Below are 13,008 nucleotides of genomic sequence, written 5' to 3'. Positions count from 1 at the left end.
GTGGACCAATATTCGAGACTACGCGTGGTTGCCACTAAATCGTTTGCCATCCATTAGCATTGAACGATGATGAAGGACCGTACTGAGGCCGGTACCTCCCAATCCCGGCGCACGCTGACCGCGCGAGTCGCTGCGGGCGTACCTCCTCAAATATATTCGCAATTCCATAGACTGTAATTTTAAATACCGGGCGGAATATTCAGTTTCGAGTGTAGTGAAATATACGAGCCTGCTCGCAGTCCTGCTACTCGTCACGGCAGCAACCACCCCCGCCATCGCAGCACCCAACGAAGCACCGCTCGCGGACGCCGGGCTCGACCAGACGGTCACCCGCAGCACCACTATCCACCTCGACGCCGGCGGTTCTAGAGACCCCGACGGCACAATCGCCAACTACGAGTGGACCGTCGAAGCCCCCGACGGCTCGACGACGACATTGGACTGCGTCGACTGCGAACAGGCGCAGTTCCCCGCCAGCGCGGTCGGCGAACACGAGGTCACACTCACCGTCACGGACGACGACGGCGCCACGGCGACGGACACGCTGTACGTCGACGTCGAACCGGGCGCACCACCGTCGGTGTCACTGGCCGGCCCCACACAGCTCGCGACCGGCGAACGCGCCACGTACTCGACAAGCGTCTCGGCGGGCGCCGCACGACTCGACCGCGTCGTCTGGTACGTCGACGGCGAACGCCACAGTTCCGAGGACATCGAGGGTACCGCTGCGTCCACCGACCAGCGACTCCAGTTTCCCGACTCGGGCGGCCACGAAATCCGTGCTGTCGCTGTCGACACAGACGACCAGCGAGGCAACGCCACCCGGACTGTGACTGTCTCCGCGTCGGGTACTGTCGACCCCACCGGCGACCCACCGGACGAAGAGACCACCACCGAGGATAATCCGGGCTCCCCGCACGTCGACGGCCCACGAGTCGTAACCGGCGACACCGTTCTCGACGCCACGTACAGCCTCACCGACGGCGCCGCAGGCGACTGGTTCCTCGACGACCGGCACGCCGGCGTAGGCAGCACCGCGACGCTCACGCTCGCCCCCGGCACCCACGAACTCTACGCCGCACCCGACAGCGGCGGCGTCGCGAACTTCCCCGACGGCACCCGCACCGTCGTCGCTGACCCCGCTCCGGACGTCCACCTCGAACGAGTGACCGAGGAGAGCGTCGTCACCGTCGAAGCCTACGCAACCGACGACCTCGCGAACCTCCAGACGATCGAAATCCTCGTCGACGGCAACGTCAAAAGCAGTGAAACGGTCGGCGGCATCGAACGTCGGTCCAGTGGCGGCGGCTACCTCGCTGTCCTCGAACGCTACACAGCCATCCCTCCCGGCAACCGGAACATCACAGTCAGAGCCACCGACTCGCGAGGACAGACCGACTCCGCCACCCGAACTATCCACGTCCCGGGGCCACCAGTGGTCATGGACGCCCGGTTCGTCAACGACGAACCACTCACCTCGAGACACCCGAAGCTCGACCCAGAAGACTACACCGGCAAGTTCCAAATCGACATCGAGCTCAACGGCGTCGACCCGGAACTTGCCGTCGCAGAGTTCCGAGAGCCGAGAAAAGACCTCGTTTCTATCTCCGAATCACAGACCCGGACCCCCTCCCGAGGATACGGTTTGACCATCCAACAAAACTACTCGAGAGTGTACGAGGGGACCATCAACGCAACCGGTGCAGTGTACTGGGAGCGAGGAAACACCCGACAGCCGGTAGACGGAGTCAGCGGAACTACGTACAGTGAACTCTCGGAGCCAGTTATCCGTCTAGAGTTGGTCGATGGGCAGAACCGGGTCGGTAGCCTCGGAGCGACCTTCGACGCCTCGGAGTCATTTGATCCGGATGGTTCAAATCTAACTTTCCAATGGAAAGACGCGAACAACAGTGACGAGTGGAGGGGCCCAATCAAACAACTCCATCCACGGAAACTAATTTATTTGAATATAACCGATGAGCAGGATCAGTCCAATAAGACGTATAGTATACTCGAATGGTTTGTCCCTGGAATCCAGTCGCCAGAGGCACAGAACGTCGAGACGGTCTTCCCGCAAGATACCGTAACGTACCGGGTTCGGACGAGTGAGTACGAGCTTTCTCAGGCAGTGTACGAGAAAGAAGAGTTAGGCAAGCTAATAGACTTCGAACTAGTTTCTGACGTAGGCAGCGTCGGTGGTCACAGCCGCTACTGGGAGAACGAGAATGGCGGTAGTTTCGACCAGAGCCGTCCTGAGGGGTTCGAGGATTCGTACATCTTCCACGAATGGTTCGTTTCGCTTCCAGCGAGCGAATTCCTGAGAGGAGACCAGCCGACGGTCAGGATCCAGTCGACGAGTCAGGACGAAGCATTCCGCGAAGTCGAACTACCAGACCCGAGAATGTACGACCAGATCGGGTCGTCGGTCGATCTCTGGGAGTTCGACGTGCAGTACGTTGAGGAGCACCCCCAATACGAGGTAGAAAGAACTGCGAAGTCCGAGCGGAAAGAGGCGTTGCAGCGGATGGGCTTCGACCTCTACACTGCTCGGCAGTCCGGGACCGAGTATCACCTTGAGAAACACGTGAAGACCCAGCCGGCGCAGTGGGAAACCGTCACCAAGGATTTCGACAGCAAATTCCAGCGGCAGTTGTTCCTCGACGGAACTGATAGCTGGCAGGCCGACGGGACGAGTGAGGAACGACGTGAGCGTACACAGGTGGACCGGGTCTGGCGCGACTACCGCGGCGGCCCCGGTGAACTCACGGGTGACACCCGGCGGGTCAGGGTCGAACCTGCGGAGGTGGAGACGCTCCGAGAGTACGAATACGAGACGGAGTACACGGTACAAGTGACCGAAGAGGAGGAACGTGAGAGTTGTCTCCCGGGGCTGGGCTGTCGGACGTACACCGTCGAGACGACGACCGAAGAGACGCGGACCACAGAGCACGACTACTGGTCCTCTTTCCCACGGAATCCTACCCACGACTGGACTGGAGACACCAGAACACGGACAGTCGAGCGGGCGGAGTACGAGCGCCAGTACGAGTACCGCGTCGAAGAGACGGAGACGTACTGGGAGCGGGTATACCACGTATCGACGAGGGAGAAAGTTCAACCGGCGAAGTACGAGTGGCAGCATCACGAGACAGTGACGACCGAGCGGGCCGCTTCAGTCATGACGACGACCCCGGACATCCGGCAGGCCAGCACCGATCGAACCCTTGAGTGGACGCTGCGAAGACAGGACGGCACGGTCACTCGAGTTACCGATGCACCCGAACAGCGGTCCAGCGTCGTCGAGACTAGAATGACCGCAAGGGCTCACGTTGAGGCACGGTATCTCCCACCGGATCCGTCGGTACGCTCAAAGATTGTTACTAACGAACGGGTTGTAGACGTCACCGAAACAGCCGACCGATTCGTTCCAATCGAAGAAGCTAATAATATCATCCGAGAGGAGTCGAACAAAACACATGCAGAAAGCTTCTAGCCTCATACTCAGCGTGCTCCTCGGGATGTCGTTGCTGCTTGCTGCACCTGCGACAGCAAACCAAGTAGCCGACGAACCGCCAGAGGTAGAGTGTGACGGTCAAACCGAGACGGGGGTGAGTAACTTCTTCAGTCGTGTCGAGTACGCAATTACGTACAATGAAAGCACACAGCGAGTGTGTGCAGTGGCAAAAAATACTGGAGAGAAGAACGAGAGTTTCGGTTACAGCATTTGGGTTGACGACGCACCTTTCGCGGATAGTGGCTCTGTGAGATTAGCTCCAGGTGACGAGTTCACGGACAATCGGACTATTACAGATGGCATCGATGCGACGAGAGACAACCACTCTGTGAGAGTTTCTTCACACAACGGCACGTTCTATTTCAATTTCACTCAAGAGATAGATACGATGAATGAACAGGGTGTCCCGACACCACACTTCGAGAGCCTAACGGTGAAACGAAACGGGACGAAGAGCGGGCAGCCTCGGGTCATTCTTGAGGTCGAGAACGAAGGCAGACGAACCTACGTCCCAGAGGCAGAAGTACGAACGTTCGAATCTGATTCGCGTTACCTGAACGACGCACCCGACGGGAGCCCCGGTGGACGGTACTCGGTACGTCTCAGTGAATCGAACGACGGTGTCATCGTCGGAACCGTCCGGCTGTACGGAGGCAAATTCAACCCTGGAACGAAATTCGACCGCATGAGTTTCGTGTCCTACCCGAATGGAACCTACGAGATCTGGGAGCCGGAATTCGGAGAGATTCCAACAGATCGGGAGATCGAACAGCGAGAGGTGTACTACGAGAACGAGTCGGCGAAGAAGAAGTACGGCGGTCCAGACGTAGACCCGATTTCTGAAACTGCCTCGAAAGCGGGGGCGGTACTCGTCGTCCTGCTGGTCGTCGGCGGGTTCTGGTTCTGGCGGCGGTAGGCAGCCGGGTTACCGTTCGATGCCGCCCTGTTCGGAGATCTGGAGGATGTTCCGCATGTTGAGGTAGACGTGCTGGGCGTCGACGTCTTCTGCGTCGTCGTAGATGTCGCTGACGCGGTGGACGAGTGCGGCGATACGTTCGGCTTCGTCTGAGTCTTCGTCGCGGAGGTCGTCGGCGACCTCGCGGAGGGCGTCGCGTTTCTGTGTGTCGTCGAAGTCCCCGGTCATTCACCGACTCCTCGTCGCTGGACGAAGCCGAGCATGTCGGCGGTTTCGGCGGCGAACTCGCGGAAGGAGTCGCCCGTCTGGTTGTCCTCGTCGAGGACGACGGGGGCACCCTGGTCGCCGCCCTGGCGGACGCTGGGGTCGAGGGGGATGGAGCCGAGGAACGGGAGGTCGTTGGCGTCGGCGAAGTCCTGGCCGCCGCCGGCGCCGAAGATGTCGTGGGTGCCGCCGCAGTCGGGGCAGACGAACGTGGACATGTTCTCGACGACGCCGAGGACGGTGGTGTCGTGGCGGCCGAACATGCGGAGGCCTTTGCGGGCGTCGTCGACGGCGACGTCCTCGGGAGTGGTGACCACGACGGAGCCCGTGAGCGGGAGCGTCTGGAGGAGGGTGAGCTGGGTGTCGCCGGTGCCCGGCGGGAGGTCGACGACGAGGTAGTCGAGGTGGCCCCACTCGACGTCCTCGATGAGCTGGGTGAGGACCTTGTGGACCATCGGGCCGCGCCAGATGACGGGGTCGTCTTCGCCGACCATGAACGCCATGCTCATGAGCTTCATGCCGTGTTTCTCGGGCGGGACGATGGTCTCGCTCTCGGTGGCCTGTGGGTGGTCGTCGGCGTCGACCATGCGGGGGACGTTCGGGCCGTAGATGTCGGCGTCGAAGAGGCCGACGCGGGCGCCGCGGTCGGCGAGGCCGGCGGCGAGGTTGACGGCGACCGTGGATTTACCGACACCGCCTTTGCCGGAGGCGACGGCGACGACGTTCTTGACGCCGGGGAGGACCTCCGTCTCGGCGCGGTCGGGGATGGCGGCGGTGAGGTCCGGCTCCAGGCCCTCGGCTTGGAGTACTTCGCGTACGCGTGCGGCGATGTCGTTCTCGGTCGGCGAGTAGGGGGCGCCCAGCGCGAGCGAGATGGTGACGGTGTCGCCGTCGACGTCGAGGTCGTTGACGAGGCCGAGAGAGACGATGTCGTCGCCGAGGGCGGGGTCCTCGACGCCTTCGAGGAGCGCGAGGACGTCGTCTTCGTTCATGGGTTCGGATAGGGCCGGGTCGGCCGATAAGGGTTGTGTCGGCGGTGGATGGGCCGGCGGCCGTCGCCGGAGTCGCGTGGTCGCGTGTGTGGGCCGCATACCCACGCTGGGTGCGGATTCTGGCGCCGCCCTTCGTAGTGTTTAAGTGCCGTGCCCGAGTTCGCACGAGTGCAGTCACTGTAGGGGCCCAGGCCCCGAGTCCGAGAGGGCGAAGATACACGCGAAAGCCTGTCGTGGTAGCCTAGCCTGGTCAAGGCGCAGGGTTGCTAACTCTGTGGCGTAAGCCTCCGGGGTTCAAATCCCCGCCACGACGCCTTTCACAGACAACCCAATCATGAGTTCGGAAGAACAAGAAGACGTGGACGAGGACATTCAGTACTTCGTCCGCATCGGCCAGACAGACCTCGACGGCACCAAGTCCGTCGAGCGTGCTCTCGCGGAGCTCGACGGCGTCGGCCGTCGCGTCGCGCGGGTCGTCGCCGAGGAAGCCGGCGTCGATCGAACCGCGACGATGGGCGGCCTCGAGGACGACGCCATCGAGAGCGTCACCGAAGCCGTCGACAGCTTCACCGAGCACGCCCCCGAGTGGCTGGCGAACCGCCAGAACGACTTCTACTCCGGCGAGGACCAGCACATCACGGGCAACGACGTGGGGCTCACCCGCGACCAGGACATCAACCGCATGCGGATGATCCGCTCGTACAAGGGCATCCGTCACGAGCGCGGACAGAAGGTCCGCGGTCAGCGCACGAAGTCCACCGGTCGTACGGAGGGCACCATCGGCGTCAACGTCGAGGCTATCAAGGAAGAACAGGCAGAGGAAGAAGCGGCAGAGGGGGGTGAGGAGTAATGGCGCTCCCCGGCGAGAACACCAAGTTCTACGAGACGCCGAACCACCCCTATCAGGGCGAGCGCATCGCAGAGGAGTCCGACCTCCTCTCGCGCTACGGCCTGAAGAACAAAGAGGAGCTCTGGCGAGCACAGTCCGAGCTGCGTGACTACCGCCGCGAGGCGCGACGCCTGCTCGGGCAGACCGGTACGGTGTCCGGCGACGAGTTCGTCGCTCGCCTGCAGCGCATCGGCATCCTCTCCGCCGAGGAGAGCCTCGACGACGTCCTGTCCCTCGAGGTCACGGACGTGCTCGAGCGCCGTCTCCAGACAATCGTCTACCGCGAGGGACTCGCGAACACGATGGGGCAGGCCCGTCAGTTCGTCTCTCACGGCCACGTCACCGTCGACGGCAGCCGCGTCACGGAGCCGTCGTACACGGTGCCCGTCGACGAAGAGGGGACCCTCGAGTTCGACGAAACGAGCGACCTCACCGACGAACTGCACCCGGCTCGCGCCGGTGCTCAGGAGTGATAACGCATGGCTGACGACACCAAATGGGGCATCGCGCACATCCACGCCTCGTTCAACAACACCATCATGACCGTCACGGACCAGACGGGCGCCGAGACGCTCGCGAAGTCCAGCGGCGGTTCCGTGGTGAAGCAGAACCGGGACGAGGCGTCGCCGTACGCCGCGATGCAGATGGCAGAAAAGCTCGCAGAGGAAGTACTCGACCAGGGCATCGAGAAGGTCCACGTCCGGGTTCGCGGTCCCGGCGGGAACCTCCAGCGGAGCCCGGGCCCGGGCGCGCAGGCGGCGATCCGCGCGCTCGCCCGAGCCGGCCTCGAGATCGGTCGCATCGAGGACGTCACGCCCATCCCGCACGACGGGACGCGACCGCCGAAGAACAGCGGGTACTAGAACCATGAGTAGCCAGGACTTCGACGTCGAATTCGTCGACCGCGACGACCGGGAAGCCCGGTTCGTCGTCCGGAACATCACGCCCGCGTTCGCCAACGGCGTCCGTCGAGCGATGCTCGCGGACGTGCCCACGCTGTCCATCGACAGCGTTCGGTTCGTGGAGAACTCGAGTGTGATGTTCGACGAGCAGCTCGCGCTCCGACTCGGGCTCGTGCCGCTGACGACGCCCGACGACTACGAGGCGGGCGAGACGGTCACGCTCGCGCTCGACGTCGAGGGTCCGGGCACCGCGTACTCCGGCGACCTCGTGAGCAACGACCCCGAGGTCGAGCCGGCAGACGACAACATCCCCATCATCGAGCTGAAAGACGACCAGCGCCTCGAGCTCGAGGCCGACGCCGTGATGGGCTACGGCCGCGACCACGCCAAACACCAGGGCGGGGTGGCGGTGGGCTACCGACACCTGCAGCGCATCAACGTTGTCGGTGACAGCCCCGAGTACGCGGACGACGAACCCCGGATGCTCCGGGGCGTCATCGAGGAGGACGGCGAACTGGTGCCGACCGACGACTTCGACAACGACCTGACGAACCGGTACCCCGGCAAGGAGGTCGAGGTCGAGGACGTCCCCGGCGCGTTCGTCTTCCAGGTCGAGTCTGACGGCTCGATGCCCGTCGAAGAGCTGGTGCTGCGGGCGGTCGACACCCTGGTCGACCGCGCGGACGAACTCGAACAGGCAGTTCAACTGTAATTATGAGTGTCTCCCCCCTCAACACCGTGTCGGCGTCCGTTCCTGCCCCGGGAGCGACGGGTCCGGCAATCGTAATCGGTAAGAAGGGGCGGGGGCTACGGAGAAGTGTAAGGTCACCGCGACCGAGCAGGGATAGCCAAGTTTGGCCAAAGGCGCAGCGTTCAGGGCGCTGTCCCGTAGGGGTTCGCAGGTTCAAATCCTGCTCCCTGCATTCGACTTCTCACCAGAATTTCCGAGAGTTAGGAGCATGAGCAAGACAAGTCCGAGACTCAGCAGTCTCATCGCCGAACTGAAGTCCGTCGCCCGAGATTCGGGTGCGGACGTCTGGCACGACGTGGCCGGCCGGCTGGAGAAGCCCCGTTCCACGCACGCCGAGGTGAACCTGAGTCGCATCGAACGGTACGCGAACGAGGACGAGACGGTCGTCGTCCCCGGGAAGGTCCTGGGGTCCGGCGCGCTGCGGAAGTCCGTCACCGTCGCTGCTGTGGATTTCTCCAGCAGCGCGGAGACGAAGATCCAGCACGCCGACGGCGAGGCCGTCCACCTGGAACAGGCAGTCGAACAGAACCCCGAAGGGAGCGACGTGCGGGTGATCCGATGAGTCTCGCAGAGTTCGACGCCGACGTGGTCGTGGACGCCCGCGACTGCATCATGGGTCGAGTCGCGAGCAACGTCGCCGAGCGCGCGCTCGCCGGCGAGCGGGTCGCCGTCGTGAACGCCGAGCAGGCCGTCATCACCGGGACGGAGGACGACGTGTTCTCCACGTACCGGAAGCGCGCCGAGCTCGGGTCCGACCGCGGTCCGTACTACCCGAAGCGCCCCGACGGCATCTTCAAGCGTGCCATTCGTGGCATGCTGCCGTACAAGCAGGACGACGGCCGCGAGGCGCTCGATAGCGTCCGCGTGTACGTCGGGAATCCGATGGACGAGGACGGCGAAGTGCTCGACGGCACCTCGCTGGACCGGCTGTCGACCATCCGCTTCGTCACCCTCAGCGAAGTGTCCGAGGAACTGGGGGCGAACGTCACATGGTAACCAACACGTCAGGCAAGAAGAAGACGGCTGTCGCTCGCGCCACCGTGAGCGACGGAGAGGGTCGCGTGCGAATCAACTCCCAGCCCGTCGAGCTCGTCGAGCCGGAGATGGCGCGCCTGAAGATGCTGGAGCCGTTCCGCATCTCGGGCAGCGACCTCCGTGGCGACGTCGACATCGACGTCGACGTGGCCGGCGGCGGGTTCTCCGGGCAGGCTGACGCCGTCCGGACCGCCATCGCGCGCGGGCTCGTCGAACACTACGGCGACGCCGAACTGCGGGACGCGTTCCGCGAGTTCGACCGGAGCCTGCTGGTGAACGACGTGCGCCAGCGCGAGTCCAAGAAGTGGGGCGGTCCCGGGGCACGCGCGCGCTACCAGAAGTCCTACCGCTGAGGTGACCAGACTATGATGGTACCAGTCCGGTGTTTCAGTTGCGGTACTGTCGTCGGCGAACACTGGGAGGAGTTCAAGGCGCGAGCCGAGAGCCACGAGGGCGACGAGGATCCGGCCGACGTGCTGGACGACCTCGGCGTCGACCGGCACTGCTGTCGCCGGATGCTCATCTCCCACCAGGACCTCGTCGACGTGGTCTCCCCATACCAATAATGAGCGAATCACAGCACTTCAGCCGGTACGAGAAGGCCCGAATCATCGGCGCGCGAGCGCTGCAGGTGGCCTACGGGGCGCCCGTGCTGGTCGACACCGACCAGACGGAGCCGATCCTCATCGCGGCCGAGGAGTACGACGCGGACGCGCTCCCGTTCACCGTCCGGAGGGAGAACTGAGATGACGCGCATCGAGGCAGTCCGCTACCGGCCCGTCCTCGACTCCCGCGGGAACAAGACCGTTGAGGCCGAGGTGTCGAGCGAGGACGGCGGGTTCGGTCGTGCAGCGGCGCCCTCCGGGGCGAGCACGGGCGAGCACGAGGCCGTCGAGCTGCCGGTCGGCGAAGCGATTGCGGCCGGTCGCGAGCACGTCGCACCTCGACTGGAGGGGCGCGAGTTCGCGGGCGACCAGCGCGGCGTCGACGCGGCGCTGCACGCCGCCGACGGCACGGAGGACTTCTCCGAGGTCGGCGCGAACGTCGCCGTCGCGACGAGCATGGCGGCCGCGAAGGCCGCTGCGGACGTCCTCGGTGTGCACACCTACCAGCACCTCGGCGGCGCGTTCCGCGGCCGGAACTTCCCGGTGCCGCTCGGGAACGTCCTCGGCGGCGGTGCGCACGCCGACGACGCGACCGCCATCCAGGAGTTCCTCGTCGCGCCGACCGGCGCGCCGAGCGTCCGGGACGCCGTGTTCGCGAACGCGGCCGTGCACGGACGCGTCAAGGAGCTCCTCGAGGCGGACGACGTGCCGGCGGCGAAAGGCGACGAGGGCGCGTGGGCGCCTGCCGTCGACGACGCCACCGCGTTCGACGTGGTGGCCGAGGCCGCCAGCGACGTCGCCGACGAGTACGGGTTCGAGGTCCAGCTGGGCCTCGACCTCGCTGCCGCCGAGTGCTACGACGGAGACGAGTACGTCTTCGGTGACGACCGCCGCTCCACCGAGGAGCAGATCGAGTACGTCGCCGGACTGGTTGCCGAGTACGACCTCGCGTACGTCGAGGACCCGCTCGACGAGAACGACTTCGCGGCGTTCGCGGAGCTGACCGACCGCGTGGGCGACGAGACGCTGGTCTGCGGCGACGACCTGTTCGTGACGAACACGGAGCGCCTGCAGCGCGGCGTCGACGAGGGGGCTGCCAACAGCATCCTCGTCAAGCCCAACCAGATCGGGACGCTGACGGACGCCTTCGACGCAATCGAGCTCGCCACCCGGAACGGGTACGACGCAGTCGTGTCCCACCGGAGCGGCGAGACCGAGGACGCGACCATCGCACACCTCGCCGTGGCGACCGACGCGCCGTTCATCAAGACCGGCGCCGTCGGCGGCGAGCGAACCGCCAAGCTAAATGAACTCATCCGCATCGCGGACGAAGCATGAGCGAGAACGAATCCGACACCGAGGCCGACCTCGAGGAGAACGCCCCCGACGAGCCGGCGGACGACGCCGATGCCGTCGAGGCGGCGGCCGAGAGCGAGGCCCAGACAGACGAACAGACAGAAGCCGAGGAGGACGCCGCCGAGGAGCCCGAGCCGGAGTCCACGGCGACGGAGGACGTGATGTCCGACGAGGAGGCCGACCTCCTCATCCCCGTCGAGGACTACCTGGGCGCTGGCGTCCACATCGGTACCCAGCAGAAGACCAACGACATGGACCGGTTCATCCACCGCGTCCGGACGGACGGTCTGTACGTCCTCGACGTCTCGAAGACGGACGACCGTATTCGGACGGCGGCGGACTTCCTGGCGAACTACGACCCCGAGCAGATTCTGGTGACGTCGAGTCGCCAGTACGGCCGGTTCCCCGCGGAGAAGTTCGCGGAGGCCGTCGGCGCTCGCGCCCGCACCGGGCGGTTCATTCCGGGGACGCTGACGAACCCCGACTACGACGGCTACATCGAGCCGGACGTCCTCGTGGTCACCGACCCGATTGGTGACTCGCAGGCCGTCAAGGAGGCCATCACGGTCGGCATCCCCGTGATTGCGATGTGTGACTCGAACAATCAGACCGGGAACGTGGACCTGGTCGTGCCGACGAACAACAAGGGTCGTCGCGCACTGTCCGTGGTCTACTGGCTGCTCGCCAACGAGACTCTCGACCGGCGCGGCGCGGAGCCGACGTACGCCCTCGAGGACTTCGAGGACGGCCTGTAACCCGGCTACGAGCCTTTTCGTTTCCGCGTGTTTCGTCCGCGTAGCGACAGCGCCGCAGGCGCGTGGTCGCTCTTTGTTTCCGAAATCGACGACGACGGTAGCGGCAGTGCTGGAGTTACCGGGAGACGACGCCGAGGTAGCCGTCGAGGCCGTCGACCATGCGGACGCGGCGGCCGAACCACTCCCGGCCGCCGTCCAGCGGGTGCCGGTGGCGGGCGTCGTCGACGTCCGCCGTGAGGAGAACAGTTGCGGGCACGGCGCCGTGGGTGTCGACGCGGTCGGCGACCCACCCCGAGGACGGCTCGGAGAGCACGACGTCCTGCCCGGGGAACGTGGCGAGGTCGCCGAACTCGTCGTCGTAGTCCCGGTTCGGGTCGGGGAAGCGGTAGACGCGCTGGAAGGCGTCGATGGCGGCCTCGAGGTCGGGGACGGCGAGCACGACGCACTCGACGCCGGAGACTGGCGCGCCGAAGTTGTTGGCGTCCGGGACGCGGTACTCGCGTGGGGTGCGGTCGGCGACGAGGAACGGCAGCAGGTGTCGGTCCGGCGGCCCGAGGAACGCCGAGTCCCACTCGACGCTGGTGCCGTCGGGGCGCTCGCGGCGACCCCGGGTCGGGCCGTGGACTTCGACGTCGTGGTCGATGAGGCGCTGGCACTCGGCGTGGACGCTCCCGGTCTCCACGCACCAGTCGCTCGGGCCGGCGAGGGGGTCGGCGGCGTCGAAGAAGTCACCCCACCAGCCGGTCTCGTCCTGCGTGGGTGCGACGAGCTCGACGTACGACCCGTCCGGGAACACGAGCATCGACATCTCGGTGCCCGCGTCGGGGTGTTCGCCGCCGTACCGGGGGTCGAACCCTGCCGTCTCGAACCGCTCGACGAGGACGTCGTGAGACGCCCCCGTGAACGGCACGTGGTCGATGACCGGACGCATGCCCCGCCGTACTCGGTTGCCGTTGATAAGCCTGCGGCCGCCCTCCAGGTGCCGGGAGCCGCCCCCGTTCCCCGGCAGTGGCGGCGTCGGCCGCGTTC

16 protein-coding genes and 2 tRNA genes are annotated in these 13,008 nt (G+C 65.1%); 15 read left to right on the top strand and 3 right to left on the bottom strand.

What is annotated here, in order from left to right; genetic code table 11:
• Positions 1-214 precede the first annotated feature (214 nt).
• Both LT971_RS06445 and LT971_RS06440 read left to right on the top strand, forming a co-directional pair.
• Positions 215-3,493, top strand: coding sequence for a PKD domain-containing protein (locus tag LT971_RS06445; RefSeq protein WP_237006026.1), 3,279 nt, complete (start codon positions 215-217; stop codon positions 3,491-3,493).
• On the top strand, positions 3,477-4,430 hold the full coding sequence (locus LT971_RS06440) for a hypothetical protein (RefSeq protein WP_237006025.1): 954 nt from the start codon (positions 3,477-3,479) through the stop codon (positions 4,428-4,430). The genes LT971_RS06445 and LT971_RS06440 overlap by 17 nt, the downstream gene beginning before the upstream one ends.
• Before the next feature lie 9 nt (positions 4,431-4,439).
• On the opposite strand, the gene LT971_RS06435 is transcribed toward LT971_RS06440, so the two are convergent.
• Both LT971_RS06435 and LT971_RS06430 read right to left on the bottom strand, forming a co-directional pair.
• Positions 4,440-4,658 (bottom strand): DUF7976 family protein, encoded by a 219-nt coding sequence (locus LT971_RS06435; RefSeq protein WP_237006024.1) that lies wholly within the window; start codon positions 4,656-4,658, stop codon positions 4,440-4,442.
• Positions 4,655-5,686 (bottom strand): Mrp/NBP35 family ATP-binding protein, encoded by a 1,032-nt coding sequence (locus LT971_RS06430; RefSeq protein ID WP_237006023.1) that lies wholly within the window; start codon positions 5,684-5,686, stop codon positions 4,655-4,657. Before LT971_RS06430 ends, LT971_RS06435 begins: the two co-directional genes overlap by 4 nt.
• 230 nt (positions 5,687-5,916) lie before the next feature.
• Here LT971_RS06430 and LT971_RS06425 point away from each other — a divergent pair.
• The 13 genes from LT971_RS06425 to rpsB all read left to right on the top strand — a co-directional run bounded on the left by LT971_RS06425 (position 5,917) and on the right by rpsB (position 11,979).
• Positions 5,917-5,999: transfer RNA gene (locus LT971_RS06425), tRNA-Ser, on the top strand.
• A gap of 21 nt (positions 6,000-6,020) precedes the next feature.
• Positions 6,021-6,536, top strand: coding sequence for a 30S ribosomal protein S13 (locus LT971_RS06420; RefSeq protein WP_237006022.1), 516 nt, complete (start codon positions 6,021-6,023; stop codon positions 6,534-6,536).
• Complete coding sequence (locus LT971_RS06415; protein WP_237006021.1) at positions 6,536-7,048, top strand: 30S ribosomal protein S4; 513 nt, start codon at positions 6,536-6,538, stop codon at positions 7,046-7,048. The genes LT971_RS06420 and LT971_RS06415 overlap by 1 nt, the downstream gene beginning before the upstream one ends.
• A gap of 6 nt (positions 7,049-7,054) precedes the next feature.
• On the top strand, positions 7,055-7,438 hold the full coding sequence (locus tag LT971_RS06410; RefSeq protein WP_237006020.1) for a 30S ribosomal protein S11: 384 nt from the start codon (positions 7,055-7,057) through the stop codon (positions 7,436-7,438).
• Positions 7,439-7,442: 4 nt separating this feature from the next.
• A complete protein-coding gene (locus tag LT971_RS06405) occupies positions 7,443-8,189 on the top strand; it encodes a DNA-directed RNA polymerase subunit D (RefSeq protein WP_237006019.1) in 747 nt (248 codons plus the stop codon).
• A gap of 126 nt (positions 8,190-8,315) precedes the next feature.
• Positions 8,316-8,400, top strand: a tRNA-Leu gene (locus LT971_RS06400).
• 36 nt (positions 8,401-8,436) lie between these two features.
• Positions 8,437-8,790 carry a 50S ribosomal protein L18e gene (locus LT971_RS06395; protein ID WP_237006018.1) on the top strand — a complete coding sequence of 118 codons (354 nt, stop codon included), beginning with the start codon at positions 8,437-8,439 and terminating at the stop codon, positions 8,788-8,790.
• On the top strand, positions 8,787-9,224 hold the full coding sequence (locus LT971_RS06390; RefSeq protein WP_237006017.1) for a 50S ribosomal protein L13: 438 nt from the start codon (positions 8,787-8,789) through the stop codon (positions 9,222-9,224). Before LT971_RS06395 ends, LT971_RS06390 begins: the two co-directional genes overlap by 4 nt.
• Entirely contained in the window at positions 9,218-9,616 is a 399-nt protein-coding gene (locus LT971_RS06385; protein ID WP_237006016.1) for a 30S ribosomal protein S9, read from the top strand. Before LT971_RS06390 ends, LT971_RS06385 begins: the two co-directional genes overlap by 7 nt.
• Positions 9,617-9,628: 12 nt before the next feature.
• Positions 9,629-9,829 carry a DNA-directed RNA polymerase subunit N gene (locus LT971_RS06380; protein ID WP_089670266.1) on the top strand — a complete coding sequence of 67 codons (201 nt, stop codon included), beginning with the start codon at positions 9,629-9,631 and terminating at the stop codon, positions 9,827-9,829.
• Complete coding sequence (locus tag LT971_RS06375) at positions 9,829-10,008, top strand: DNA-directed RNA polymerase subunit K (RefSeq protein ID WP_237006015.1); 180 nt, start codon at positions 9,829-9,831, stop codon at positions 10,006-10,008. Before LT971_RS06380 ends, LT971_RS06375 begins: the two co-directional genes overlap by 1 nt.
• 1 nt (position 10,009) lies before the next feature.
• Positions 10,010-11,206 carry a phosphopyruvate hydratase gene (gene eno, locus LT971_RS06370; RefSeq protein ID WP_237006014.1) on the top strand — a complete coding sequence of 399 codons (1,197 nt, stop codon included), beginning with the start codon at positions 10,010-10,012 and terminating at the stop codon, positions 11,204-11,206.
• A complete protein-coding gene (gene rpsB, locus LT971_RS06365; protein WP_237006013.1) occupies positions 11,203-11,979 on the top strand; it encodes a 30S ribosomal protein S2 in 777 nt (258 codons plus the stop codon). Before eno ends, rpsB begins: the two co-directional genes overlap by 4 nt.
• Positions 11,980-12,094: 115 nt before the next feature.
• Here rpsB and LT971_RS06360 read toward each other — a convergent pair whose 3' ends face one another.
• A complete protein-coding gene (locus LT971_RS06360; RefSeq protein WP_237006012.1) occupies positions 12,095-12,910 on the bottom strand; it encodes a VOC family protein in 816 nt (271 codons plus the stop codon).
• Between the last annotated feature and the right edge of the window lie 98 nt (positions 12,911-13,008).

This window comes from Halobacterium rubrum (genome assembly GCF_021729015.1).
Lineage (GTDB): Archaea > Halobacteriota > Halobacteria > Halobacteriales > Halobacteriaceae > Halobacterium > Halobacterium rubrum.
This window is presented reverse-complemented; position numbering and strand designations above follow the sequence as displayed.